Origin of the sequence: Nocardiopsis halophila DSM 44494 (assembly GCF_000341245.1) — a bacterium.
Taxonomy (GTDB): domain Bacteria; phylum Actinomycetota; class Actinomycetes; order Streptosporangiales; family Streptosporangiaceae; genus Nocardiopsis_A; species Nocardiopsis_A halophila.
The window spans coordinates 1-2869 of record NZ_ANAD01000186.1 but is presented as its reverse complement, the minus strand read 5'-3'; the positions used below and the strand labels follow the sequence as shown (position 1 = coordinate 2869).

Here is a 2869-nt window from a genome sequence, read left to right as displayed (position 1 = left end):
GGGCCCGGCGCCCGCCGGTGACCCGCGGCCGTCCGGCCAGGGGCCCTTCGTGCCTGCGGCCGACGCGGAGGCCTCCCAGCGGTGATCTGGGAGCGGCCCTTTCGGAACCGGGCGTGTTGTGGAGGGCCGGACGGCGGCGCCCCCGGAGTACCCCGCCCCGGCAGATGGCCGGGAATGAACACCTCGGAGAAGTGAGGAGCCCATGAGCACCGAGTCCCCTCGAACCGGGTCAGCGGCCCCGCAGGCCCCGGACGGCCCGAGCGGTCCCGACGCCCCGGAGCCCCCTGCGGCCCCGGGCCACCGGGTGCAGGAGCTGGTCGCGGTCATGGACGAGCTGCGGCGGCGCTGTCCCTGGGACGCCGAGCAGACCCACGAATCGCTGGCGAAGTACCTCATCGAGGAGGCCTACGAGGCGCTGGAGACCATCGAGCGGGGCGACTACGCCACCCTGCGCGAGGAGCTGGGCGACGTCCTGCTCCAGGTCGTCTTCCACGCCCGGGTCGCCGAGGAGCGCGGCGCGGACGGCTTCACCGTCGACGACGTGGCCGAGGGCATCATCGACAAGCTGACCCGCCGCCACCCGCACGTGTTCTCCGGGACGGCGGTCGAGGGCGCCGAGGAGGTCCGCGGGAACTGGGAGCGGATCAAGGCGGCCGAGCGCGCGGGCAAGGGGGAGCACGACGCCTCGGTGCTGGAGGGCGTGCCCTTCGCCCAGCCCGCCGCGCTGCTCGCCTACGAGCTGCAGAAGCGCGCCGTGCGCAACGGGGTGCCCGAGGACCTGGTGGGCGACGACGGCGGGAGCGGCGGGGCGCTGTTCGCCGCCGTGGACGCCGCCCGGCGGGAGGGGGCCGACCCCGAGATGGACCTGCGCTCGGCCGCCCGCCGTTTCGACGCCCGGGTTCGGGCCGCCGAGGCAAAGGCCCGCGCCGACGGCCGCGACCCGCGCGGCCTCACCGCCGAGGAGTGGCGCGGCTACTGGGACTGACGCCGTCGTCGGCGCCGCCGTGGGGGTCGGCACCCCCGGAACCGTCCCCGGAGCCGCCCTCGGCGTCGGCGCCGCGGCGGGCACCCCGGGCGCCGCCAGGCAGCGCGATCAGGTCGGTGGCCTCATGGCCCGACCCGGGCTCCGGGTCGGGCGGGGGCCGTCGGCAGGCGTCGCTCACCCGCAGCCAGAGGCCGATCACCAGCCAGCTGGACACCAGCGACGACCCGCCCGCGGCCAGGAACGGCGTGGTCATCCCGGTGAGCGGGATGAGCCGGGTGACGCCGCCGGCCACCACGAGCACCTGGAAGGCGAAGAGCATCGCGAACCCGGTCACCAGCAGCTTGGTGAACACCTCGCGGGCCGCCAGCGCGGTCCGCGCCGCCCGCTCGACCAGCAGGTACAGCAGCAGCAGGACCGCCATCAGCCCGGTCAGGCCGAGCTTCTCGCCGATGCTGACCAGGATCAGGTCGCTGTCGGCGGCGAAGATCTCCCCGGCCCGGCCGGAGCCGAACCCGGTGCCCCACAGGCCGCCGTCGGCCAGCGAGAACAGCCCCTCCACCAGCTGGTAGCTGCCGCCCACCGCCGCACCGTAGACCTGCGGGTCGAAGGCGTTGAGCCAGATGTCGACCCGCTGGCGCACGTGCGGGAAGAGCCACCAGGCGGCGCTCGCCCCCGCGCCGAACATCACCAGCCCGATGCCCACCCAGGACTTGCGCCCGGTGGCGGCGTAGAGCATGGCCAGGAAGACCAGGTACATCAACAGCGAGGTGCCCAGGTCCTTGGTGCCCACCAGCACCAGGATCGCCAGCCCCCACGCCACGGTCATCGGCCCCAGGTGGCGCATGCGCGGCACGCTGAACACCTTCACGCCGCGTACCCGGATCTGCCGCTCGGCCGCCGCGAGCACCTCCCGCTTCTGCCCCAGGTAGGCCGCCAGGAACACGATGAGCGGCAGCTTGGCGAACTCGGAGGGCTGGACGGTGTACCCCGAGACCGCCACCCAGCGCCGCGCACCGTACAGCTCGATGCCCAGCCCGGGCACCATCGGCAGCAGGAGCAGGAACAGCCCGGCGGCGGCCAGCAGGTAGGGGTAGCGCTGGAGCCGGCGCGGGCGGGCCAGCAGCAGCACCGTCCCCAGGCACGTGCCCGCCCCGATGACCGCCCACATGAGCTGGCGCCAGGCCTCGGCGTGCGCGGCCCCGTCCGGGCCGCCCAGGCCCCAGATCGTGGTCAGCCCGACCCCCGTGAGGGCGGTGGCCAGGGGCAGCATGAGCGGGTCGGCGTAGGGGGCGAGGAAGCGCACCCCCATGTGGACGGCGGCGACCGCGCCGCCGAACAGGGCCGAGTAGAGGGCGAGCCGCTCGGGCGGTGCGCCGGAGGTCTGCACTCCGGCCGTGTACATCCCCAGAACGAACAGCCCCAGGGCGGCGGCGAGCAGCCATGCCTCCGTGCGGCGCGGTCTGTGTGCAACTGCTCCGCGTCTGGCCATTCCGCCTCGCTGGGGTCCGGTCTCGCTTGCTTCCGGCGAGGGGAGCCGGACTCGGGGGGCGTATCCAACTGTTCGAAACTATAGACAGGCGGTCCCGGTGTTCCCCGCAGGCGCGGCCGAAAACGGGACGGTCGGCGCCTTAGGAGACCGGCCGGTCGGTGGTCGCGAGCATCGGGTAGTCCTTCAGCTCGATCGCGTGCGCCGCCCGGCGGATCCCCCCGGTGAGCCGGTTCACGGCCGGGACGTAGGGCCCGACCCGGATGGCAGTGTCCCGCCGGTCCCGTGCGATCGGGGAGGAAGACGGACCGATACGCGGCGTGTCCGAGAGCACTGTCGGCCGCCGGGCCGTCGGGGCGCCAGGAGGAGGGCGGCGACGAGCAGGAGGGGCGGTTCCC

At 74.6% G+C, this 2869-nt stretch carries 2 protein-coding genes; one reads left to right on the top strand and one right to left on the bottom strand.

What is annotated here, in order from left to right:
* The first annotated feature begins 202 nt into the window (after nt 1–202).
* Nucleotides 203–985 carry a nucleoside triphosphate pyrophosphohydrolase gene (gene mazG, locus D450_RS0121345; protein ID WP_017540684.1) on the top strand — a complete coding sequence of 261 codons (783 nt, stop codon included), beginning with the start codon at nt 203–205 and terminating at the stop codon, nt 983–985.
* Here the strand turns inward: mazG and D450_RS30850 are convergent.
* A complete protein-coding gene (locus tag D450_RS30850; protein ID WP_169541699.1) occupies nt 951–2387 on the bottom strand; it encodes an FtsW/RodA/SpoVE family cell cycle protein in 1437 nt (478 codons plus the stop codon). The genes mazG and D450_RS30850 overlap by 35 nt on opposite strands.
* Nucleotides 2388–2869 lie beyond the last annotated feature (482 nt).

Excerpts from the sequence above, each read along its gene's own strand:
- D450_RS30850 (WP_169541699.1), bottom strand. The coding sequence starts at position 2,387 with ATGTACACGGCCGGAGTGCAGACCTCCGGCGCACCGCCCGAGCGGCTC.
- mazG (WP_017540684.1), top strand. The coding sequence starts at position 203 with ATGAGCACCGAGTCCCCTCGAACCGGGTCAGCGGCCCCGCAGGCCCCG.